General features: G+C 60.1%; 15 protein-coding genes, 1 tRNA gene and 1 riboswitch. Of the genes, 12 read left to right on the top strand and 4 right to left on the bottom strand.

Annotated elements, in window-relative coordinates; all coding sequences use genetic code 11:
* Positions 1-11: 11 nt before the first annotated feature.
* The 4 genes from PS14A_RS05785 to PS14A_RS05770 form a co-directional block, all read right to left on the bottom strand.
* Positions 12-5,543 (bottom strand): calcium-binding protein, encoded by a 5,532-nt coding sequence (locus tag PS14A_RS05785; RefSeq protein ID WP_212615500.1) that lies wholly within the window; start codon positions 5,541-5,543, stop codon positions 12-14.
* Between the two features lie 2 nt (positions 5,544-5,545).
* Positions 5,546-6,400 (bottom strand): hypothetical protein, encoded by an 855-nt coding sequence (locus tag PS14A_RS05780; protein ID WP_212615499.1) that lies wholly within the window; start codon positions 6,398-6,400, stop codon positions 5,546-5,548.
* Position 6,401: 1 nt separating this feature from the next.
* A complete protein-coding gene (locus tag PS14A_RS05775; protein WP_212615498.1) occupies positions 6,402-7,646 on the bottom strand; it encodes a glycosyltransferase family 4 protein in 1,245 nt (414 codons plus the stop codon).
* Between the two features lie 197 nt (positions 7,647-7,843).
* Entirely contained in the window at positions 7,844-8,248 is a 405-nt protein-coding gene (locus PS14A_RS05770) for a hypothetical protein (protein WP_130910879.1), read from the bottom strand.
* Between the two features lie 350 nt (positions 8,249-8,598).
* Positions 8,599-8,699, top strand: a riboswitch (guanidine-I (ykkC/yxkD leader).
* Between the two features lie 63 nt (positions 8,700-8,762).
* Here PS14A_RS05770 and PS14A_RS05765 point away from each other — a divergent pair.
* From PS14A_RS05765 to PS14A_RS05710, 12 genes are all read left to right on the top strand, one after another.
* On the top strand, positions 8,763-9,830 hold the full coding sequence (locus tag PS14A_RS05765) for a putative urea ABC transporter substrate-binding protein (protein ID WP_016771287.1): 1,068 nt from the start codon (positions 8,763-8,765) through the stop codon (positions 9,828-9,830).
* An 18-nt stretch (positions 9,831-9,848) separates the two neighbouring features.
* Positions 9,849-10,664, top strand: a complete 816-nt coding sequence (locus PS14A_RS05760; protein WP_212615497.1) for an ABC transporter permease — start codon at positions 9,849-9,851, stop codon at positions 10,662-10,664.
* Positions 10,661-11,449 (top strand): ABC transporter ATP-binding protein, encoded by a 789-nt coding sequence (locus PS14A_RS05755; RefSeq protein WP_130910877.1) that lies wholly within the window; start codon positions 10,661-10,663, stop codon positions 11,447-11,449. The genes PS14A_RS05760 and PS14A_RS05755 overlap by 4 nt, the downstream gene beginning before the upstream one ends.
* A gap of 13 nt (positions 11,450-11,462) precedes the next feature.
* A complete protein-coding gene (locus PS14A_RS05750) occupies positions 11,463-12,188 on the top strand; it encodes an urea amidolyase associated protein UAAP1 (protein WP_122505800.1) in 726 nt (241 codons plus the stop codon).
* Positions 12,189-12,199: 11 nt separating this feature from the next.
* Positions 12,200-12,841: an urea amidolyase associated protein UAAP2 gene (locus PS14A_RS05745; RefSeq protein ID WP_016771291.1), complete on the top strand. Its 642-nt coding sequence runs from the start codon at positions 12,200-12,202 to the stop codon at positions 12,839-12,841.
* A gap of 283 nt (positions 12,842-13,124) precedes the next feature.
* Positions 13,125-16,772 carry an urea carboxylase gene (gene uca / locus PS14A_RS05740; protein WP_212615496.1) on the top strand — a complete coding sequence of 1,216 codons (3,648 nt, stop codon included), beginning with the start codon at positions 13,125-13,127 and terminating at the stop codon, positions 16,770-16,772.
* 25 nt (positions 16,773-16,797) lie between these two features.
* A complete protein-coding gene (gene atzF / locus PS14A_RS05735; protein ID WP_212615495.1) occupies positions 16,798-18,570 on the top strand; it encodes an allophanate hydrolase in 1,773 nt (590 codons plus the stop codon).
* A gap of 217 nt (positions 18,571-18,787) precedes the next feature.
* Positions 18,788-20,275 carry a sensor domain-containing diguanylate cyclase gene (locus tag PS14A_RS05730; RefSeq protein WP_212615494.1) on the top strand — a complete coding sequence of 496 codons (1,488 nt, stop codon included), beginning with the start codon at positions 18,788-18,790 and terminating at the stop codon, positions 20,273-20,275.
* Entirely contained in the window at positions 20,268-20,498 is a 231-nt protein-coding gene (locus PS14A_RS05725; protein ID WP_016771293.1) for a cysteine-rich CWC family protein, read from the top strand. Before PS14A_RS05730 ends, PS14A_RS05725 begins: the two co-directional genes overlap by 8 nt.
* Before the next feature lie 33 nt (positions 20,499-20,531).
* Positions 20,532-21,224 (top strand): pseudouridine synthase, encoded by a 693-nt coding sequence (locus PS14A_RS05720; RefSeq protein WP_212615493.1) that lies wholly within the window; start codon positions 20,532-20,534, stop codon positions 21,222-21,224.
* Positions 21,225-21,540: 316 nt separating this feature from the next.
* Positions 21,541-22,425 carry an alpha/beta hydrolase gene (locus PS14A_RS05715; RefSeq protein ID WP_212615492.1) on the top strand — a complete coding sequence of 295 codons (885 nt, stop codon included), beginning with the start codon at positions 21,541-21,543 and terminating at the stop codon, positions 22,423-22,425.
* Between the two features lie 157 nt (positions 22,426-22,582).
* A tRNA-Gly gene (locus PS14A_RS05710) sits at positions 22,583-22,656 on the top strand.
* Positions 22,657-23,024 lie beyond the last annotated feature (368 nt).

The following is a 23,024-nucleotide window of genomic DNA, read 5'->3' as shown; positions in this document are numbered from 1 at the left end:
CGGTCATCTTGTCAGACATTCAGTTCGTAGAACTCAATGATCTCCTTGATTGCCCGCTGCGCTTCATCGTCGCCCTTTAGCAAAATATCCTCGACATCCCTCAGTGGCGGAAGCGGGTGCAGACGTTCAGCAATTTGCCTTGCGCTGTAGTCTTGAGTCGCTGTTCCTTCGCTGACTCTTATGAAGCCAATAGCGCTTTCACCTGCGGCAAAATGACTGGAAACCCGGATTTTCGGCGCCATGCCGTAATCCACCACAATCACCAGATCATCGCGCTCACGATGAAACTTGAGGTTGTCGATCGTCAGCCTGCGTTCGGAAAAATCGATCCCGTCCCGGCCGCCTCCGTTGTTGATGATCACGTCTCTGCCGAGGCCATCGTATCGGTAGATATCATTTCCAGCGCCGCCGGCCAGCGTGTCATTGCCCGGCCCACCCACCAGCAGATCATCACCGGGGCTGCCCGTGAGCACGTCATCCCCGTGCATGCCTCGGATCTCTCCCGCGCCGCTTATGGTGTCGTTGCCGCGACCGCCCACGAGTGGCAGCGCTCGTCCGTCTCGCAGGGAGGTTGAACGGCTGGGATTGTTGACGATGACACCCGTATGAAAAGTCTCGGGCGCAGGTCCCAGCTGACTTGATTGCAGCAGTTGCTTCAAACTTGCGACCGCCCCATCGGCAAACTTTACTAGCTCAATACCGGCCCCCTCAAGTTCACCGTTGTGGGGCAAGACGATGCGGACTTTTTGCGTCCCGCCCCATTGGATATCGAGTGTCGGATGAAGCATTTTCGCTCTCGGCGGGTTGCGGTAAGCCCCGCGACTCGGGTTGGGTTCCAGCTTGACATGGGTGGTCTCTATCAGCGCAGCACCCCAGCTCAATTGCAGTGCATCACGCCTCGCTTCTGCTGGAAGGACGACCGTGTCCTGATCAATCAATCCGTACTCGTCTTTCCACCCCGCTACGCCAACTTCTGCTCGGTGGAAAACAGGGTTGAGCACGTCCGCAATTGTGGTGGTCGCTGCGGCGTGCGCTTGCACGATGTAGGTGTCGGCGCCGTCCTCGCCGTACAGCCAATCCTCCCCTGCACCGCTGAGCAGATAGTCGGCGCCTTCGGAACCGAGCAAGGTATCGTCACCTGCCCCGGCGGATAAAAACGCGCCCGGTGTTCTGTCGCCGACAGTGCCGTAGTCAAGTGGGGAGCCTGCATAACCGACGATCAGATCGTCTCCCGCGCCGCCGTGGAAAACGTTTTCCACTTCGACGTTGATTCGCCCGCCGGCATCGTCGCCATGGACGACTTTGCGTTTGATCGTTTCAGTTGTGACATCCCAGCGAAACGCCTTGGGCACTGTTGCGCCCGAACTGAAGCTTGCTGCCGGATAGACGTACCAGCCTTCAAGCGCGCCGGACTCCTTTCGGTCTTCAACCAATACCTCGCCCTTGTTGAATGAAAACCCGTTGGCCGAGCCGGATCGATAATAGCGAGGCGCCTGACTTGAGAAGGCTATTGCTCCCTCGGCTTTCACCGGTTTATGTTCGACACGGGTTGTGGTTTCCGACTGCCTTTCACTGACTACGGCTTGCCCGCCATCAGCCTTCATCCATGGCGGCGTTTCAGACAGTGTTCCTGCGTCGACGCTGTCCTCGCTCAGCTCGGTGTGAGTGGTGTAACCGGTGTCGCTGGTGGTGACATGACTGCGCACCCAAACGCCTTGCTCATTCAAGGTAAAACCTGTGGCGTGTTTGCGGGCGGAGCGTTTTGACTTGGTTTGCGCGAGGAACTCATCGGTCCAGTTGACCGTTTGAACAGATGCCACCGGGCCTTGCGCCGCAGCGGTGACATCGTCTGGCTGAACCGGATCCTCAACTTTGCTTTCAGGGGTTGCCGGGGCGGTGACAGGTTCCGGTACGGGTGGCTCGGACATCTCTATCGGTGGCAGTGTTTTGCGCAGGACATCTGCGTAATCAAGTACCCCGCCGTCGCTGAAACTGAATGTGGAATCCTTCCACTTCTCGTGATTCTTGATGAGTATCGCGTCGCCCGTGCCATTGGCCAATCGCAATACCGTGCCGACGGTAACTTCGATAATGTCGGCTTTCAGGCTCTGCGCGCAAAAGCCCGCGCCGAACCTGATGGTGTTGCGGCCGCCGGCATCGGTGACGATATCCAGGCCGTCACCAGCGCCGAAATAGTAGACGTCGGCGCCATCCATGCCATCCAGCACGTCAGCACCGGGACCGCCATCAAACACGTTGTCGCCAGAATCGCCGCGAAGGTAGTCCGTGCCTTCCCCGCCCAGCAGGGTGTCGTTGCCACCGCCTCCGAGCAACGTGTCGTTACCTGAGCCACCGTGCAGATAATCGGCATTGTGCTCGGCCTCAGCGCTGTTTTCGTAATCGCCGGCAAGAATGTCGTCACCCGTACCGCCGTCCAGCGTGTCGGCACCGAAACCACCCTGTAACGTATCGTTTCCTTCGCCGCCCTGAACCACGTCATTGTTGCTTCCGCCCGGCTGCAGGTCAGACACATCGCCATCGAGAAAATCCGCCCCTGCGCCACCCGCCAGCGTATCCGCGCCGCCCATGCCGCGCAGGGTGTCATCCCCCGCGCCGCCATCGAGAAAGTCGTTGCCGTGATAGCGAACCGGATGCTCAGGGCTGTCGCCGATCAGATCGTCATTACCTTCGCCGCCGAAGAGCAAATCATCGCCACCGCCGCCCCAGAGCGTGTCATCGCCGGAGCCACCGTCCAGCAGATCATCGCCAAAAAAATGCGCGGCATCGCCTTCGACGCCATCCAGTACGCCGTCATCACCCTGCAAAATGTCGTTGCCAGGGCCGCCATACAAAGCGTCGCTGCCACCGTTACCGCCGAGTGAATCATCACCACTGCCGCCGTCCAGCACATCGTTGCCATGGTGTCTGCTGGGCAGGCCACCGCCCCAATCGAGGTTGTCACCAAGCATCACGTCGTTGCCGCTGCCACCGGCCAGGGTGTCGTTACCTTGATCGCCTTTGAGAAAATCGTCGTCAGCTCCGCCGTCAAGCAGGTCCTCACCCCAGCCGCCGTTGATAATGTCCTTGCCGCCCTGCCCATACAGCACGTCACTACCGCCCTCGGGCGCACTGTTTATCGAGGCCTTTGAATAGACCGCTCGGTGACTGGTCACACCGCGAGCAATCGTGACGGCAGCGCGCTTGACCGACCAACCTTGTTCCAGCGCACCGGTGGTTTCGTCTCCGGATAACACATCGTCGCCAGCACCGCCGATCAAAGTATCCCGGTCATTGCCACCGAGCAGAACGTCTCGGGATGCCGTACCGATAAGCAAATCGTCACCTTGCCCGCCGTCGAGCCAGTCTCCGCGGCTTGCCTTGCCCTTGGCGTCACCGTCGGCCATAGCTTTTTCGAGCGTCGTCTGCTTGTCGCCGAATAACCGATCGTCTCCAGCCTTGCCGAACAATCGATCAGAACCGCCCAGGCCGAGAATGACGTCGTCTGCCGCGGAACCGTAAAGTACGTCGGCCTTGTTGCGCTGTTTAACCTTGGGCAGCAGCACCACGTTGCCCAGCTCATCAAAGGAAGGCTGATCGCCGGGGACAGTGGGATCGGCGTCTTTGGCTTTCCAGTCGCCCTGAAGCGTCAAATCCGCAGCAGTGAGCGGCTGCCCCTCATATTCAGGGAGGCGGATGCCAAGCATCCCGGGCTGAAAGTTCTTGATGACCACCAGATCGCTCTGGCCATATTTGATGTTGAGGGTGTGTTCAACAAGCGTCAGGGTGATGGACCGATCCTCGGTAGACCAGATATTGCTCAGAGGCGCGCAGCGTTTGAGTTGGGGAATCGGCGCGCCGTTGATCCACAGTTGCCCATCGGCGTTGGCATCAAGAATCTCGTCGATGCCATCGCCGCTGGCGAATTCATAACGGTCGTTGCCTTCGCCCCCGATCAAAGAATCGTTACCCTTTCCTCCGAGCAGAACATCGTCACCGGCCATCCCGTACAACTCATCATTGCCGTCACCTCCGGTTAGCGAGTCGTTACCGCGACCGCCTTCAATGACATCGTGACCGGCCATCCCATGGATCGAGTCATTGCCCACGCCGCCATACAGATGATCGGCATTTGCGCCACCAGCGAAAGATCGCCCACCGTCATCACCGAACAGGGCCAGCGGGTTCAGCACTCCGGTGGTCATCGGCGCCTGTTTGCTTGAGGCGAGATCGGAGTAGGAGAACTGCTGCAGCGAGTGTTCGCCAAACGAGCCCTGGGTTCGGGCAATCAAACGGGCGAGCATCTGCGCACGATCCGTCAGCCACTGCGCGGTGATAAAGCCTTCGCCAGTGTGCGGATCGTAAAGCTCGAGGTTGCGATCGGGATAACCGTCGGCTCGTTCTATGACGACTTCACTGAGTTGCTGCAAAGAGTTGCGCAACGCCAGACCGAGCGGCGTCGCCTCGCCTGCCAGTTTCGCCCATGCATTGGCATTGCCGAACTCGCTTATTGTCCGGGTGACGATGTTTTGCGACTGCTCCGGGGAGAATGCCGAGAAGAAGGCGTAAGCGTTGCTGGCGAAGGTGTCGTTGGTGGTGGCTGTGGCAGCAGAATCGCCGTCGTGAGTGCGCTTGAACATGTCGAGAAATTCGTTCTGGCCGTAGCGCAACATCAGCTCGACCACGGCGGCAACAGGCGTGCCTTTGACTACATGCTGAATCAGCGGATTCACACTGCCACTGGCCAGCGCGATGTTGATTTGCTCGGGTACGACCGAGAGCAGACTTTGCAGTGGATTGATGCCGAAATTGCTGATCGCCGCTCGCAGGCCGACGCTGTAGGCGTCGATGGCGAAGAGAATGTTTTTATAGTCGTCGAGCCGGTTGGGTTTTGCCTGAGTGGGTGGGCCGTCATCTTCCGCATCCGGGTCGCCCGCAGAGATCAGTCTCCACGTTTCATAGGGAGGCTTTCCACCTAACAAGCTGAAACCGACCGTTCCAGACCAGCCGGAGTTACGTTTCACGGCGGTGTCGTCCTCCCCGCAAACCTCCTTGAACAGGGCCTCGCCAATCGCGCTGGCGTCGATTTCTGCGATCTGGCTGATTGACGGAACAGTCCAGGGTGCCAGTTGACCGGCAAGGGATCCGTTGATCAGGGTATTGATGAAGTTGACGGCAACCTGGTTGGATGAAAGCTGCATCAGGTCTTCACTGAAAATTGTATTCAGTCTGAGTTCACCCTGGCGGGAGGTGTAACCACGAATCAGGGCAGAGTAGGCACCGTTTCCACCGTTGGCATCAATGGCCACGGCAAGCCAGAGTCTGGCGCTTTTCAGCACGTCTCCAGCCTCTTTATCGGCAGCTGCAACGTCAGAAACTTTCTCACCAATAATATCGAACAGCTTTTGGTACAGGGGGGCGCAGCTTGTCCCTGCTAATTTCAGTGCATTGTACTGAAGTTGTTTTGAGCGCAGCCTCATTCCTTTGGAAATATTTGCCGCGTTGAAAATCTCGGATTTTTCCATATCGCTGAACACATAACTCATTGTTACTTCCTTGTAATAACAGAGCGTGAAAGATAGTCACTGAGATATTTGAGCATCTCAGGTGCTTCGCGTAATGACGCTAATCCGAGTCCTACGCTACCGTGCCCCCCGGCAAAGTCGAAGTTATCCAGATTGATATTGCAGAAGAAATTCAGTTTGCCGAAATCAAGATTTTCCAATTCAGTTCTGCTGAACCTTGCCAGTTTCTCGTCAGTCAGTTTTTCCTCCGCCGCCGGGCGTATCAAGCCGTCACAGTTGATCAACCGAGGGGTTCCATCTCGCCGCGGCCAGCCACTAATGACAAACGTTCTAACCGAGTCTTCATTCTTGAAATGCGGCGGAGGTGCATCCAGCCAAATCTCCAGCCCCGGATAATTCTTTAGTTTCACAATCAACTCATCCGGCCAGTTGACGTGCCGATAACCCCGTTCATGGGGCTCGGTAGTTTCTTTTCTGGTGAAAAGTCCGGCATTCAATTTATAGAGCCGCCAACTTTTGGGGATCGACTCTGCGCGCTGATCCTGGTACCGGTGCAGCCCCGTCCCGGTCCACCAGAAAAGCCCCTTCAGAGCAATCGCCAGACACGCTTTCTTGTTCACCATCTCCGGCATGCCAACGTAAAACTCGGGGACTAGCGTCTTATCTATATAGGCGCCGCCTAATATCGGCACTTGCTTCATGCTCGCCAGCTTGCTCTGACAAGCTTTTTCGTCTGCCTGGTGAATAGCCGCCGACTCGGCAGATTGTTCTTTGCGAATATAAAATTCCGCTACGCAATAACAGACATAAAAGAACAACCCATACTTCAATAACCTTTTGACCCACTTGATCGCCTGCTTACGCGACTTCCTGGACATTTCAAACCTCCCGCTCAAACTGCGGAACGGTTGGTATGTCGTTATGCCCGGATATCGCGCTTGCGAAAACCTCAAAATATTGGCTCACGCCTGATTCCACACTGAACCGACCTGCCGTCAACTTCGCGGCGCTGGCAAGGCCACCGTACTCACCTGCCGACTTCAAAACCTTGCTGATACTTCTGGCAATTCCTTGATGGTCGAAGAAATCCACCAATATGCCATTAGCCCCCTCGACAATGACTTCCCTTACCGGAGCCGTATCCGACGCAACAACCACACAACCGGACGCCATCGCCTCCAGTAACGACCAGGACAAGACAAACGGATACGTCAAATAGACATGAACTTTCGAACACTGCAGAACCGCTCGATAAGTCTGGTAGGGAAGTTTCCCTGTGAAATGCACTCTGGAGTGATCGAAACTGACCTCCGCCTCCATCCTGCTGCGCCAATCCCGGTACCCGACCGGCTTACTCCCATAACTGACACCGTCACCGCCAACCACGATGATCTGCGCATCGGGGCACTCGGCCTGAATAAGCGGGATCGCTCGCATGAAACTGTGAAAGCCGCGATAAGGCTCGAGGTTCCTGGCGACATAGGTAACGATCGGCTGTCCGGCTTTGAGCTCGATTCCATTGGGCAATCTGATTGCCCCGACTTTCGCCAGGTCAGAACTTTGAACCACACCTTCGTGAATGACCCGAATCGCCGACCGGTAAGCGGCCGGAAACAGGCTGCGCTGCCACTGGGTCGGCGCGATTGCGATATCACATTGTTGAAGATTCAACAGATGCAGCGAGTTGAGCACGCGTAGCCGTGACGACTCCCTTGCGGCTCGGCGGAATTCAGGGTCGAACCCGCAGTCGGCGCCCTGCGCTCGATAGTAATACTCGCAATAGTGAATCAGTGGCGTATCGGGATAGATGTCCTTGGCGAACAGCGTCTCTCCCCATCCGGGATGAGCAAGAATGACATCTGGCTGATAACCCGAACGTTTCAGCCTGCCCAGAATTTCAAAAACCTTCTGCCCGTCGATCACCGCTTGTTCGTAGCGGATCAGATACGGGTGAATATTGCCGGGCGCTCGGCTGGTCGCTCGATATCGATGGATTTGCACACCGGCGACGCCCGGTGCCGTGTCCCGGCCGATCGCCACAACCTCATCACCGCGCTCCAGCGCTGCCAGCACCACATGACGGAACTGACCGGGAAAATTTTGATGAATAACCAGTAGCTTCATAGCGCTGAACGTCCATTTTTCGCCGCTATCGAGCTGAGGATTGCTCGCCTCGTTCGGCATCCACGAACGCTAACAAACACCACGAAATGAAACTGTAGGACGCTTCCGGGATTGTCCTAGGAGATGGCCAACGGAAGGACTTTTCGACGGGCAAAAAAAAGCGGCGCATCATGCGCCGTTTTTTTATTTACGGTCAGTTACCAGCGGTTACCACGGCCGTTGTAGTCACGGCGACCGCTGTGACGATCATAGTTGCCGCGACCCCGGTGGTCATTGTCCCAACCGCCGCGACGGTGACCGTCCCAGCGTCCGCGATCGTTGCCGTGCCAGCGCCGGCTTTCGTAGTAACGAGGGGCCGGTTGATAGTGCCGCGGCGCCTGGTAATAACGCGGTTGCTGGTAGTACCGCGGCGCTGGCTGGTAGTAGCGCGGCTGAGTGTAATAAGTGCCGCCGCTGCGGTAATAGGAGCCGCCACCGCTGTAATAGGCCGGTGCGGGTGATGTGTAGACCTCTGACCTGTAGTAGCTGTCTCCGTATGAATAAGGGACGCATCCGCCAAGGGAAAAAAGCATCACGGCAAGCAATAGGATTCGGCGATACATGGCGGCCTCCTGGACCGCGGGTTGGCCACACCAGCGACGCTGGCAGGCGACCGTCAGCAATTGCGTGACTGTCGAAGAATCAGACAGCGATTTCGGAATCTGGTGCGTTCCTGCAACAAGTTGAAACAAGTGATTATGAAATCTTGTTTACCCGCAAAATCAGCGACCAATGAAGCGTAAACGCGCTGCATGACGGTGCAACCGCGCACCACCACGATGCGCTATCGATCGCCCCGCTCACTTCGGCAATCCAGCAGATCCCCGCCGCAGAGGCCTCGGCGCGACTTGGCACGCCTCTCGCTTTAGTAAACCCGTGCAGGAGTCATCACAGGTTCGCGGCACCACAATTTGCAATGGCTGACTAGGGTTCCGGCTCGCAATCGCGAGTGGCTGGTCCGAGAGTTGGCGACCTCCAGTTGAGGTTACACGGCGGGACAAAAGCCCGGGAGACAAGCCACCGTTCGCGGTGCCGCGTTGCCTTCCTGTCCGCCCTCGATCAACTGGAGAATCCGCAATGATCCGACTACGTTTCCCCGCCCTGCTCGCCGCCGCTTTCGCCGCGCTCATCAGCACGCAGTCTTCCGCCGCCCAGAAAGACCACTTCAGCGTGTGCTGGACGATCTACGCCGGCTGGATGCCATGGGAATACGCCGGCAGCCAAGGCATCGTCGACAAATGGGCGAAGAAATACGGGATCAAGATCGACGTCGTGCAGCTCAACGACTACGTCGAATCAATCAACCAGTACACCGCCGGCCAGTTCGACGGCTGCACCATGACCAACATGGATGCACTGACCATTCCCGCTGCCGGTGGCGTCGACAGCACCGCGTTGATCGTCAGCGATTTCTCCAATGGCAACGACGGCATCGTGCTCAAAGGCGAAGGTAAAAAAGTCGCCGACCTCAAGGGCATGGACGTCAATCTGGTCGAGCTGTCGGTCTCGCATTACCTGCTCGCCCGGGCGCTGGACTCGGTGGACCTGACCGAGAAAGACCTGAAGGTGGTCAACACCTCCGACGCCGACATTGCCGCCGCGTTCAACACCGACGACGTCAACGCCGTGACCACCTGGAACCCGATGCTCTCGGATATCAAGGCCAAACCCGGCGTCACCGAAGTGTTCAATTCCAGCCAGATCCCCGGCGAGATCATGGACATGATGGTGGTCAACAGCGCCACCCTCAAAGACAACCCGGCCCTGGGCAAAGCGCTGACCGGGGCGTGGTTCGAAGTGGTCGCTTTGATGAACGCGAAAAATGCCGCGAGCAAAGCTGCGCTGGAGCACATGGCCAAGGCCTCGGGAACTGATCTGGCAGGGTTCCAGGCGCAATTGGACACCACAAAACTGTTCGCCACGCCGAGCGAAGCGCTGAATTTCGCCACCAGCAAACAACTGCCGGACACCATGCGCAAAGTCGCCGAATTCTCCTTCGAGCACGGCCTGCTCGGCGAAGGCGCGAAAGACCCGAGCGCGGTCGGCATGTCCTTCGCCAACGGCGTGACCAGCGGCGACACCGCCAATCTCAAGCTGCGTTTCGATCCGACCTACGTGCAGATGGCCGCCGACGCCAAGCTGTAAGCCACGGAGGATTTGGCCATGCGCCTGATCAATCGCCACCCTGATCGCCCGAGTCGCCTGTTGCTGGTGATCCTGCCGTTCGCGCTGGTGCTGTTCGCCTACTTCACAGGCTCGGCCGAGCGCCTGGCGGACAACTCCAACGACAAACTGCTGCCCAGCGCCGTGCAGATGAGCGACGCGGTAAAACGCCTGGCCTTCAACGCCGACAGCCGCACCGGTGAATACCTGTTGTGGCAAGACACTGCGTCCAGTCTGCGCCGTTTGGCCATCGGCCTCGGCATCGCGGCGCTGGCGGGTCTTTGCCTCGGTATTGCGGCGGGCACGCTGCCGCTGTTCGGCGCGCCGTTGTCGCCGTTGCTGACGGTGCTGTCGATGGTGCCGCCGCTGGCGATCCTGCCGATTCTGTTCATTGTCTTCGGCCTGGGCGAGTTGTCGAAAGTCATGCTGATCGTCATCGGCATCACCCCGGCACTGGCCCGCGATCTGGAACAGCGTGCCCGTGACATTCCGGTCGAACTGCTGATCAAGGCGCAGACCCTCGGCGCCTCGACCTGGACGCTGATGCTGCGCGTGGTCTTGCCGCAGCTGTTGCCGCGCTTGCTGATCTCGCTGCGCTTGATGCTCGGTTCGGCGTGGCTGTTCCTGATCGCCGCCGAAGCGATCGCCTCCACCGATGGCCTCGGCTACCGAATCTTTCTGGTGCGGCGCTACCTGGCGATGGATGTGATCCTGCCCTACGTGGTGTGGATCACCCTGCTCGCCTGGCTGATGGACTGGGGCCTGAAACAGCTGACCCAGCGCGCTTTCCCTTGGTACGAGGGAGCGGCGAAATGAGCTTCATCACAGTAAAAAACGTCTGGCAGCAATACGCCGATCAAGTGGTTCTGGAAGGCTTGAACCTGAGCGTCAACGAAGGCGAGTTCTGCACGCTGGTCGGCGCCTCCGGTTGCGGCAAATCGACCTTCCTGCGCCTGCTGCTCGGCCAGGAAAGCGCCAGTCGCGGGGAGATTCTGCTCGACGGCCAGCCCTTGGCCGGCGAACCGGATGCCAGCCGTGGCGTGGTGTTTCAACGCTACTCGGTGTTCCCGCATCTGAGCGTGCTCGACAACGTCGCCCTCGGTCTCGAATTGCCGCGTGCGCCCTTGCTTGGCCGGCTGTTCGGCAACGCCAAACGCGATGCTCGCGAGCAGGCTGCAGCCCTGCTGACAAAAGTCGGCCTCGGCCATGCGCTGGACAAGTACCCGGCACAGCTGTCCGGAGGCATGCAGCAACGATTGGCCATCGCCCAGGCGCTGATCATGAAGCCGCGTGTGTTGCTGCTCGACGAGCCCTTCGGCGCACTCGATCCGGGCATTCGCAAAGACATGCACGCGCTGCTGCTGGAGCTGTGGCGCGAGACGCAACTGACGGTGTTCATGGTCACCCACGACCTGTCCGAAGGCTTCAGCCTCGGCACGCGTCTGCTGGTGTTCGACAAGGTGCGCCTCGACCCGCACGCCCCCGGCGCCTATGGCGCCCGCATCACTTACGACATCCCGTTGAACAGCGACCGCCGCGCCCAGCGCGCCGCCGTCGAGGCCCTGCCGCTGCCGCTGGCGGGCACCCTTCGCACTGCTTAAGAGGACTGCTGCAATGACTGATTCAATCCAACTCTTCCCACCCTTCGCTGAAGAACTGCTGCCGGGCGGCGGCCACCGTTCGTTCGTGCTCAAGCGCGGCCAATTGCTGCGCCTGACCGACCTGCGCGGCGGCGCCAATGTCAGCCTGACCTTGCTCAATGCCAATGAAAAAACCGAGCGGCTGAACCTGCCCGACAGCCTCAAATGCCAACACACCGCCAAGCTCACCGCCGGCCACTGCCTGTACTCGGACATGGGCCGCGTGCTCGCCGCGATCACCGCCGACACCTGCGGCTGGAGCGACAGCCTCGGCGGCGTGCTGTGCGCGCAAGAGGTCGCAGAAAAATACGGCCAGGGCCGCTACCAGGAACTGCGCAACGGCTTCTTTCGCAACGGCACCGACAACCTGCTGGTGGAGCTCGGCAAGTGGGGCCTGGGCCTGTCCGACCTGCTGATGACCCTCAATCTGTTCAGCCGCGTGAACGTCGATGAGGCCGGGCGTTTCCACTTCGTCGAGGGCAATTCGAAGGCCGGCGACTACATCGAGTTGTATGCGCCGATGGACACCCTGGTGGTGCTCACCGCCTTGCAACATCCGATGGACCCGTCCCCCGAATACGCCCCGAAACCCTTGAAGCTGAGCTGGATGAACGCCGACGCCAGCGTCGCTGAACACTGCCGCACTTCGCGCCCGGAAAACGAGCGCGGCTTCATCAACACCGACCGTTTGTTCGCCTGAGGATCGCTGCCATGTCACTCGCAATCGCCACTTCGCACAAGCAAGCCGACAGCGCGATCTACCGCGCGACCATTCCCGCCGGCGAGCCCTGGCTGATGGAAGTCAAGGCCGGGCAGACCCTGCGCATCCTCGATCTGGAAGGCAATCAGGCAGTCGACACTTTGTTCTACAGTCTCGCCAACCCCAAGGAACGCTACGACGTGCAACGCACCTTGCGCCGGCAGAACAGCGTCTACCTGAGCACCGGCAGCGTGCTGTATTCCAACCTCGGCCAGCCGATGCTGACCATCGTTGCCGACACTTGCGGGCGCCACGACACCCTCGGCGGCGCCTGCGCGCAAGAGAGCAACACCGTGCGCTACGCCCTGGAAAAACGCTACATGCACAGCTGCCGCGACAACTACCTGCGCGCCTGCGCCCACGACGGCCGATTGAGCAAGAGCGACATCGGGCCGAACATCAATTTCTTCATGAACGTGCCGGTAACGGCGGATGGCGGGCTGACGTTCGAGGACGGTATTTCGGCGCCGGGCAAGTACGTCGACTTGCGCGCGGAGATGGACGTCATCGTGCTGATTTCCAACTGCCCGCAGCTGAACAATCCATGTAATGCCTACAACCCGACCCCGGCGGAGTTGCTGGTATGGAACTGACCATCAGCCGTTTACGCCGTTGGCTTTTTGCCCTGTGCCAGGCGCGTTCCGGGCAGTGCCTGAAATCCACCAGACAACCCTGAACCCTGTGGGAGCGAGCCTGCTCGCGAATGCGCAGTGTCATTCAGCATTGATGTGGCTGATCCACCGCCTTCGCGAGCAGGCTCGCTCCCACAGGGGGGTTGTGGTGGGTTGGAGTGAAGTGTGTTTTTTCCATCCGGGACGGCCCGGATGTCTGTCGAAAAACAGCGGGACGGCCCGCTCCCCCTTCAGGGGTTATGCCATGTTCGAAAAAATCCTCATCGCCAACCGTGGCGCGATTGCCTGTCGCATCCTGCGCACGATCAACGTGCTGAAGGCCCAAGGCGTCGCCGTGTATTCAGAAGCCGATGCTGCCAGCCTGCACATCTCCCAGGCCGCTGAAGCGCACAGCCTCGGCGAAGGCGCGGCGTCCGCGACGTATCTGGCGGTCGACAAAATCCTCGCTATCGCCAAACAAAGCGGCGCCACGGCGATTCATCCCGGCTACGGATTTCTTTCCGAGAACGCAGCGTTCGCCGAAGCCTGCGAAGCGCAGGGCATCGCCTTCATCGGGCCGACGCCGGAGCAATTGCGGGTGTTCGGCCTCAAGCACACTGCTCGCGCGTTGGCCAAACAGCACGGCGTACCGATGCTCGAAGGCACCGACCTGCTCGACAGCCTCGATTGCGCGCTGAGCGCCGCCGAACAGGTCGGCTACCCGGTGATGCTGAAAAGCACCGCTGGCGGCGGTGGCATCGGCATGCGCGTGTGCCGCAGCGCCAGTGAATTGAGCGAATCATTCGAAGCGGTGAAACGCCTCGGTCAGAACAACTTCAGCGACGCCGGGGTGTTCATCGAGAAGTACATCGAACGCGCGCGGCATCTGGAAGTGCAGGTGTTCGGCGACGGCTGCGGTGAAGTCATCGCTCTCGGCGTGCGCGACTGTTCAGTGCAGCGGCGCAACCAGAAAGTCCTCGAAGAAACCCCGGCGCCAAACCTGCCAGAAGGCATGGCCGATGAGCTGTGCGCAGCGGCGATCAAACTGGCGCAAGCGGTGAATTACCGCAGCGCCGGCACCGTCGAATTCGTCTTCGACAGCGAGGCCCAGCGCTTCTATTTTCTCGAAGTGAACACACGCTTGCAGGTCGAGCACGGCGTCACCGAACAGGTGTGGGACGTGGATCTGGTGCGCTGGATGATCGAGCTGGCCGCCGGTGATCTGCCGCCGCTGAATGAGTTGTATCAGGGCCTGGAACCGCAGGGCCATGCGATTCAGGCACGTCTGTACGCGGAAGATCCGGGGCGTGATTTCCAGCCAAGCCCGGGCCTGCTGACCGCTGTGCAATTCCCGCCAGCCAACGGCGTTGAGTTGCGCATCGACACCTGGGTCGAGGCCGGCGTGGAAATCCCGCCGTATTTCGACCCGATGATCGCCAAGCTCATCGCGTGGGCGCCGAGTCGCGAACAGGCTCGCGCCGAACTCCATCAGGCATTGGGCGACAGCCTGCTATATGGCGTGGAAACCAACCGCGATTACCTGCGCCAGATTCTGTTCGATACTCCATTCGCCAGCGGCCAGCCGTGGACCCGTTGCCTGGAAAATCTGCTGTATCACGCCAACACCTTCGAGGTGCTCAGCGCCGGCACGCAGACCAGCGTGCAGGACTATCCCGGACGCCTCGGCTATTGGGCCGTCGGCGTGCCACCCTCGGGGCCGATGGACAGCCGAGCGCTGCGCCTGGGCAATCGTCTGCTCGGCAATGAACAAGGCGCCGCCGCACTGGAAATCACCATGAGCGGGCCGATCCTGCGCTTCAATTGTGTCGCGGTGGTCGCGGTGACCGGCGCGCCGATTGCCTTGACCCTTGACGCTGAACCGGTGCCGATGAACACCGCGCTGCTGATCCCGGCCGGCGCGACATTGCAACTGGGCAGCATCAGCGGCGCCGGCGCGCGCAGTTATCTGTGCCTGCGCGGCGGCGTGCAGGTGCCGGATTATCTGGGCAGCAAAAGTACCTTCACCCTCGGCCAGTTTGGCGGGCATGGCGGTCGCGCGTTGAGGGCCGGTGACGTGTTGCATGTATCGGCATTGACCGAGCGCAGCGTCGGCCAGCAACTGGCCGAACAGCACATCACGGCGCTGCCGAGCGTGCGCCAGATCCGGGTGATCTACGGCCCGCACGGCGCGCCGGAATACTTCAGCGAAAACTACATCGCCACATTCTTCGCGACCCAGTGGGAAGTGCATTTCAACTCCAGCCGCACCGGCGTGCGTCTGATCGGGCCGAAGCCTGAGTGGGTGCGTGAGGATGGCGGTGAAGCGGGTCTGCACCCGTCGAACATCCATGACAATCCGTATGCGATTGGTGCGGTGGATTTCACTGGCGACATGCCGGTGATCCTCGGCCCGGATGGCCCAAGTCTGGGTGGGTTTGTCTGCCCGGTGACGGTGATCGAGGCGGATCTGTGGCAGCTGGGGCAGCTCAAGGCGGGCGATAAAGTCCAGTTCATTCCGGTCGACCTCGGCACCGCCCGCGATCTTGCTCTGAAATGGGATCTTCCCTGTGGGAGCGAGCCTGCTCGCGAAAGCGTCGGCCCAGACAAATCGATATTGACTGACACGGCCTCTTCGCGAGCAGGCTCGCTCCCACAGGGTTTAGTGTCGCCAGTGGTGTTGGCGTTGGGTCAAGGCGATCAGCGACTGGTTGCACGGGTTTCTGGCGACACTCATCTACTGCTGGAAATCGGCGCGCCGGAGCTGGATCTGGTCCTGCGCTTTCGCGCCCACGCGCTGATGCAGGCGCTGGAAAGTCAAGCCCTGCATGGGGTGATCGACCTCACCCCGGGCATTCGCTCGCTGCAAGTGCACTACCAGCCCGAGCAACTGCCGCTGGCCGATCTGCTCGGCATCATTGCCGGCGAATGGGACGCGGTGTGCGCTGCCAAGGACTTGCAAGTGCCGTCGCGCATCGTGCACTTGCCGCTGTCGTGGGACGACCCGGCCTGTCAGTTGGCGATCGAGAAATACATGACCACCGTGCGCAAGGACGCGCCGTGGTGCCCGAGCAATCTGGAGTTCATCCGGCGCATCAACGACCTGCCGAATCTCGACGAAGTGCAGCGCACGGTGTTCGATGCGAGTTATCTGGTGATGGGCCTTGGCGACGTTTACCTCGGCGCGCCGGTGGCCACGCCGCTCGACCCGCGTCATCGTCTGGTGACCACCAAGTACAACCCGGCACGCACCTGGACCGCCGAGAATTCGGTGGGTATCGGCGGCGCCTACCTGTGCGTGTACGGCATGGAAGGCCCGGGCGGTTATCAGTTTGTCGGGCGCACTCTGCAGATGTGGAATCGCTATCGCGAAGTCGCCGCGTTCGATGGCAAACCGTGGCTGCTGCGCTTCTTCGATCAGATCCGCTTCTACCCGGTCAGCGCCGAAGAACTACTGCGCATCCGCCGCGATTTCCCCCTTGGGCGCTTTGATCTGAACATCGAACACAGCCAGCTCAACCTCGCCGACTATCAGGCATTTCTCAGTCAGGAAGCCGAGGGCATCAACGCTTTCCGTGCGCAGCAACAGTGCGCGTTCAAGGCTGAACGCGAGCGCTGGATCGCCAGCGGCCAGGCGCATTTCGACAGCGAAGAAGCCGTGCCTGACGCCAGCGAAGAAGCACCGCTGCAAAGCGGTGAACACAGCGTCGACAGCCACATCGCCGGCAATCTCTGGCAGGTGCAGGTCGAGGCCGGCCAGCGTGTCGCTGCGGGCGATGTGCTGGTGATTCTCGAGTCAATGAAGATGGAAATCCCTGTGCTCGCGCCGCTGGCCGGTGTGGTGCGAGAGATCCGCGTGCAACCCGGTTCGGCGGTGCGCGCCGGACAACGGGTGGTGGTGCTGGAACTCGACTGAAGCCATTTTTTATGAGGATCAACCGATGAATCTGCAACTCGATGCACTGCGCCAGGCCTATCGCAATGGCGACACTACACCGCGCCAACTGCTGCTGCAATTGCGCGAAAAAGCCGCTGCCCTGAATCCCGACTATCACCTGTTCATTCACTTGCTCAGCGTCGATGAACTGGAGCCGTATCTGGCCGCCCTCGACGGTCGTGACCTCGACAGTCTGCCGCTGTATGGCGTGCCGTTCGCGATCAAGGACAACATCGATCTGGCCGGCATTCCCACCACAGCCGCGTGCCCGGCGTTTGCCTATGTGCCGCAGCAGTCGGCGACCATCGTCGAGCAGCTGTTGGCGCTGGGGGCGATTCCGCTGGGCAAGACCAATCTTGATCAGTTCGCCACCGGCCTCAATGGCAGCCGCTCACCTTATGGTGCGTGCCCGAATAGCGTTTTGCCCGAATATCCGTCTGGCGGCTCCAGCGCCGGCTCGTCGCTGGCGGTAGCGTTGGGTGTGGCGAGTTTTGCCTTGGGCACTGACACCGCCGGTTCCGGGCGAGTGCCGGCGGCGCTGAATAATCTGGTGGGATTGAAGGCGAGCAAAGGCCTGATCTCCACCGCCGGCGTGCTGCCGGCGTGCCGCACGCTGGACTGCGTAACCACCTTCACCGCCACTGCTCGCGAGGCCAGTCAGTTGCTGGCGTTGACCGCCAAACACGATCCTCGCGATGAGTACAGCCGAGGCAACCCGGCATGGAACGACGGCTCGGCGTTCGGCGCGCCACGGCCGTTTCGCTTCGGCGTGCCACGGGCGCAGGACCTTGAATTTTTCGGCTGCAACGAAGGGCCGCAACTGTTCGCAGCGGCCATCGAACGGCTCAAGGCCTTGGGTGGCGAACCCGTCGAGCTGGACCTGTCACCGTTTCTGGAAGCAGCGCGTTTGCTCTACGACGGGCCGTGGGTCGCCGAGCGTTACAGCGTCGCCGGTGAGCTGCTGGAGCAGAACCCCGAAGCGGTGCTGCCGGTGATCCGAGCGGTGCTGGCCAAGGCTCCGGCAGTGACTGGCGTGCAGACCTTCCGCGCGCAGTATCGATTGCAGGCATTGAAGGCCCTCTGCGACGAGGCCCTGGAAAATCTAGACTGCGTGCTGACGCCGACCATCGGCCGCCCGGTGACCCTGGCCGAGCTTGAGGCCGAGCCGGTGCTGCGCAATTCCGAACTTGGCTATTACACCAACTTCATGAACCTGCTCGACTACGCCGCCGTCGCCGTGCCGACCGCGTTCATGAACAACGGTTTGCCTTGGGGCGTGACGCTGTTCGGGCGGGTGTTTACCGACCAGTATCTGTTGAGCGTGGCCGATGCCTTGCAGCGCCAGCAGGATAGTGCCTTGCCAGCTCCGGCGAACCCTGCGCGCAATGACCGCGCTCGATTGGTGGTGTGTGGCGCGCATCTGCAAGGGCTGGCGTTGAACTGGCAATTGACCCAGCGTGGCGGGCGCTTGCTGGAAACCACGTTCAGTTCGCCGGACTATCGACTGCACGCCCTCGCCGGCGGCCCGCCATTGCGGCCGGGCATGGTACGGGTCAAGGACGCCGGCGTGGCGATTGCCGTGGAAGTGTGGGAATTGCCGAGCAGTGAGCTGGGCTCGTTTCTCACCGGGATTCCGGCGCCGCTCGGGTTGGGCAAGGTGCAACTGGCGGATGGACGCTGGGAGAGCGGGTTTATCTGTGAGCCGTATGGCCTGGAGGATGCGGTGGATATCAGTCATTTGGGGGGATGGCGGGCATACCTCAAAACCCTGGCCTGAATCTGTCGCCCTGTGGGAGCGAGCCTGCTCGCGAATGCGGTATGTCATTCAACATGGATGTGGCTGACCCACCGCTTTCGCGAGCAGGCTCGCTCCCACAGGTTCTGGCGCACCACCCCCGAATAAAGGAACGACCATTCACGCCGCACAGGGAGCAGTTATTTGCGCGCAGTGCCACTAGAATGCATCCCATCGGGCCACTGCCAACGGATCTGCCATGCCGCTTCGTTCTCCCTTGTACTCGCAACGTTCACTGGTGCTCACCCTGGTCGCCCTGCTCGGCGCCGGCTTTCTCGCTACGTCACTGTTGAGCTATTTCGCCTCCCGCGCGTCGATCCGCGACAACATCGTCAACACCGAACTGCCGCTGACCTCCGACACGGTCTATTCGGAAATCCAGAAAGACCTGGTCCGGCCGATCCTGATTTCCTCGATGATGTCCCGCGATACATTCATGCGCGACTGGGTGGTCAACGGCGAGCAGAATCCCGAGCAGATGACCCGCTATCTCGACGAGGTCATGACCCATTACGGCGCCTACACGGCGTTCTTCGTTTCCAATGCCACGCTCACCTACTACCACGCCAAAGGCGTGCTCAAGCAGGTCAAAGTCGACGAGCCGCGCGACACCTGGTACTTCCGCGTGCGCGACATGCAGGACCCGTACGAGATCAACGTCGACCCGGATCTGGCCAACAGGGACAACCTGACGTTCTTCATCAACTACAAGGTCTACGACTACCACAACCGCTTCATCGGGGCGGCGGGCGTGGGCCTGACGGTGGACGCGGTGATCAAGCTGATCGACAAGTATCAACAGCGCTATCAACGCAGCGTGTACTTCGTCGATACCTTCGGCCGCCTCGTGTTGACCGGTGCCGAGGGTGGCCCGGAAGGCGCGCACATCGGCCAGAGTCTTGGCGAACTGGAGAGCATGAAAAGTCTGGTCAGCCAATTGCCCAAGCCACACAGCGGCAGCTACGAGTATTCCACTCAGGGCCAGGGGCATTTTCTCAACGTGCGGTTTATCCCCGAGTTGAACTGGTACCTGTTCGTCGATAAACGCGAGGACGGCGCGCTGAGCGAGATCCGCCAGTCGCTGTACCTCAATCTGCTGATCTGCCTGCTGGTGACGTTGATCGTGCTGGCGCTGCTCAATCGGGTGATCAAGCGCTTCCAGGCGAAGATTCAGGCGCACGCCACCCTCGACAGTCTCACTGAACTGCCGAACCGACGCGGCTTCGACATCCTCGCCGCGCAAGCGCTGCACGAGGCCCAACGGGAAACCAAGCCGCTGACCGCGTTGCTGCTCGACCTCGACCACTTCAAAGCCTTGAACGACACCTATGGCCACATGGCTGGCGATCAGGTGTTGATCGGTTTCGCCCGCGACCTGCAAAGTTGCCTGCGCCACGCCGACATCGTCTGCCGCTGGGGCGGTGAAGAGTTCATCGTTCTGTTGAAAGACACCGACGGTGAGACCGGGCAGAAAATCGCCGAGAAAATCCGTCAACACGTCGAGCAACACGAATATGCCTACGATGGCCACAGCCTGCATCTGACCGTGAGCATCGGCGCCACCACCGTGCAACGTGATGACACCTTGCACACTCTGCTGTCGCGGGCCGATCATGCGATGTACCGCGCCAAGCAAACCGGGCGCAACCGCACCTGCATGGAAATGCCGCACTCGACCTATGCCTGATAACGACGTCAAACCCGACCACTGCCCGGCCTGCGGCGCCCGCAACGATTGCAGCCTCGCCGACCCGCGCACCGCCGACCGCGAATGCTGGTGCTATGGCGTGACCATCGACCCGGCGGTGCTCGAAGCGCTGCCGGCCGAGCTGCGCAATCAAGCCTGCCTGTGCCCGCGCTGCGCACAGGTCGAAGCGCAACTGCAAGCAGGCCGGCGGCCGATCCCGTAAGATGCGCGGCCCTTCATCCGTTGAATCCTGACCATGCGCGTCGACCGCTTCCTCAGCAATCTGCCCCGCTACAACCGTCAGCAGGTTCGCCTGTTGCTGGTGGAAAAGCGCGTGCGGATTGACGGAAAAGTCGTCAGCGACCCGCACAGTGAGGTGCTGGAATTCAGTCGGGTCGAAGTCGATGATGAGGTGCTGCAAAGCGGTAAACCGGCGCGCTATTTCATGCTGCACAAACCGCCGGGCTGCGTCAGCGCCACCCGCGATCCGCAGCATGCAACCGTGCTCGACCTGCTCGATGAACCGCACAAGGACGATCTGCACATCGCCGGACGTCTGGATTTCAATACCACCGGGCTGATGCTGATCACCAATGACGGCACCTGGTCGCGACGCCTGACGCAGCCGCAAACCAAACTGCCGAAGGTCTATTACGTCGAAACCGAACAGGACATCGACCCGAGCTACGCGCTGAAATTTGCCAAAGGCATTTACTTCGCTTTTGAAGATCTGACCACGCAACCGGCGCAACTGGAGCTGCTCGGCCCACGCTCGGCGCGACTGAGTATCGTTGAAGGCCGCTACCATCAGGTCAAGCGCATGTTTGGGTTTTTCAACAACAAAGTCCTGCGCCTGCACCGCGAATCCATCGGCGAACTGACCCTCGATCACGCGCTAAAACCGGGCGAATACCGCGCTTTGCGCACCGAAGAGATTCATTTGTTCTAAGCCGGCGACCGCTCAGCCGAAGTTGTCGAACAATTCGCCGACGGCACTTGCGTGATCCTGAGTCCCCTGCTTGAATCAGGACGTCGGCCGAAATGTGACCGATTAGTCACCACATACTTCCAAGAAACTTTTTGTCGGTCGTCTGCCCTCAAGGGCTGCGCCTCAGCCGGCAATCTGCCCGCCAATAACAACACCCGTCGACCTGCCTTACCGGATCGACATGGGCCAGCAAATTTCAGGCGTATGCCTACCTGTCACAAAGCTCGTGCAATCTCGATTGCGCGCATACCCGCTTGCTTGCCAGGAGTCTTATGACATGAGGCCAGAAATCGCTGTGCTGGATATACAGGGTCAGTATCGGGTCTACACGGAGTTCTATCGCGCAGACGCCGCAGAAAAGACCATCATTCTGGTCAACGGCTCGATGGCCACGACTGCGTCGTTTGCACAGACCGTGAAAAACCTGCACCCGCAATTCAACGTGGTCTGCTACGACCAGCCCTACGCGGGCCGCTCAAAAGCCCACAACCGGCATGAGAAACATCTGACGAAGGAAGTCGAAGGGCAGATTCTGCTGGAACTGATCGATCACTTCGCCGCCGAACACGTGCTGTCGTTCTCCTGGGGCGGCGCCGCCACCCTGGTCGCCCTCGCCCAGCAACCGCGGCGCATTGAAAAAGCCGTGATCAGCTCGTTCTCACCGGTGATCAATGCGCACATGCTCGATTACCTCGAGCGCGGCGTCGACTACCTCGGCAGCCGCGACGGCGACCGGGTCGGCCATCTGGTCAACAACACCATCGGCAAACACCTGCCGTCGCTGTTCAAGCGCTTCAACTATCGCCACGTCAGCAGCCTCGCCGAGCATGAATACGGACAGATGCACTTTCACATCAACGACGTGCTGCACAGCGACCGGCAGTGCTATGTGAATGCGGCGAAAAAAATCAACGTGCCGGTGCTGTTTCTCAACGGCGAATGGGACGAATACACTGCCGCCGAGGACGCGCGCCTGTTCGGCAATCACGTCGCGCACAGCAGCTTCACCACCCTGCAAGCCACCGGGCACTTTCTCGACATGGAGCACAAAGCCGCCTGCCGCGACAGCCAGAACGCCCTGCTCGGCTTTCTGAAGCCCGCGCCGCAAGCCAGCCGAACGCGCTATTCGTTTGTGCAGGATCAACATGCCCTGGCCATTTGAAACAGCGTCATCGCGGGCAAGGCTGCAAGCTTGAAGTGCCTGTTGCACCGGCGCAGTCCTTGTTCGCGATCGACCGATTTCTGCGCGGCAAAGCCCTCGCAGAGAAAAGAAAACTTCAAATCCGTGGCCGAGTCTGGTACAAAGTCAGCCGCTCTGAGCGGGTATAGTTTAGTGGTAGAACGAAAGCTTCCCAAGCTTTAGATGAGGGTTCGATTCCCTCTACCCGCTCCACCGAATATTGATCTCGCGTTGTGTTGTCTGACGGGGGATGCAGGAATAGAAAAGACCGGCCTTGATGGCCGGTTTTTTTGTGTCTGGAAGTTGGTGAAAGACAATTTCCAAGGAAAAGCCTTCAGCTCCAAAAAGAACCCCAGCGACTCTGAAAATCATCCAGAGAAGGATCGCTACCAACGTCGCCCTCCTTCGTTGAAACGACGGGTAAGCTCGCTCTATCAGTCGCAATGACTGGCTGAGCGATCTGCTTTCATTTTGCGGCGTAAATGTCACCGCAAAACACTGCAACACAACCATCGTTCCTCCAAACACGCGCGGCCTAGACTGGGTTGACCACCTCGCCGGACGCCACAATGGCTGAACGG

The organism is Pseudomonas sp. 14A, from assembly GCF_018132745.1.
GTDB lineage: Bacteria > Pseudomonadota > Gammaproteobacteria > Pseudomonadales > Pseudomonadaceae > Aquipseudomonas > Aquipseudomonas mercuritolerans.
The sequence above is the reverse complement of the archived record's forward strand: the minus strand, read 5'-3'. Positions and strand labels throughout refer to the sequence as shown.